Here is a 1249-nt window from a genome sequence, read left to right as displayed (position 1 = left end):
ATGGCAAAAGAAAAGTTTGAACGCGTAAAACCGCACGTAAACGTAGGTACAATCGGCCACGTTGACCACGGTAAAACAACTCTAACTGCAGCAATCACTAACGTACTTGCAAAAGTATACGGTGGTGAAGCAAAAGACTTCGCATCAATCGATAACGCTCCAGAAGAGCGTGAGCGTGGTATCACAATCTCAACTTCACACGTTGAGTATGACACACCAACTCGTCACTATGCACACGTAGACTGTCCAGGACACGCTGACTATGTTAAAAACATGATCACTGGTGCTGCACAGATGGACGGCGCGATCCTAGTAGTTGCAGCTACTGACGGTCCTATGCCTCAAACACGTGAGCACATCCTACTTTCTCGTCAGGTTGGTGTACCTTACATCATCGTATTCATGAACAAATGTGACATGGTTGACGACGAAGAGCTTCTAGAGCTAGTAGAGATGGAAGTACGTGAACTACTTTCTGAGTACGACTTCCCAGGTGATGACCTACCTCTAATCCAAGGTTCAGCGCTGAAAGCACTTGAAGGTGAGAAAGAGTGGGAAGACAAGATCGTTGAGCTTGCAGAAGCACTAGATTCTTACATCCCAGAGCCAGAGCGTGACATCGATAAGCCATTCATCATGCCTATCGAAGACGTATTCTCAATCCAGGGTCGTGGTACAGTAGTAACAGGCCGTGTTGAAGCTGGTATCATCAACGTGAACGACGAAGTTGAAATCGTAGGTATCAAAGAAACTACGAAGACAACTTGTACGGGTGTTGAAATGTTCCGTAAGCTTCTAGACGAAGGTCGTGCGGGTGAGAACATCGGTGCACTACTACGTGGTACTAAGCGTGATGAAGTAGAGCGTGGTCAAGTACTAGCGAAGCCTGGTTCAATCACTCCACACACGAAGTTCACTTCAGAAGTATACGTACTTTCGAAAGATGAAGGTGGTCGTCACACTCCTTTCTTCAAAGGTTACCGTCCACAGTTCTACTTCCGTACAACAGACGTAACTGGTGACATCCAGCTACCAGACGGCGTAGAAATGGTAATGCCTGGCGACAACATCAAGATGACTGTTGAGCTAATCGTACCAATCGCGATGGACGAAGGTCTACGTTTCGCTATCCGTGAAGGTGGCCGTACAGTAGGTGCTGGTGTTGTAGCAACAATCGAAGCATAAGCTTTAGGTTGTAGCAATACACTGTAAAAAAGGTCGCGAAAGCGGCCTTTTTTAATGCCTATAG

The 1249-nt window shown here is 46.6% G+C and carries 1 protein-coding gene; it reads left to right on the top strand.

The features are described from left to right. Window positions 1–1185, top strand: coding sequence for an elongation factor Tu (tuf, locus tag HUZ36_RS21605; RefSeq protein WP_128732244.1), 1185 nt, complete (start codon window positions 1–3; stop codon window positions 1183–1185). Window positions 1186–1249: the final 64 nt, after the last annotated feature.

The organism is Pseudoalteromonas sp. McH1-7, from assembly GCF_013366255.1.
GTDB classification, from domain to species: domain Bacteria; phylum Pseudomonadota; class Gammaproteobacteria; order Enterobacterales; family Alteromonadaceae; genus Pseudoalteromonas; species Pseudoalteromonas peptidolytica.
Note: the sequence above shows the minus strand (reverse complement) of the source record. Positions and strands in the feature narration are given on the sequence as shown.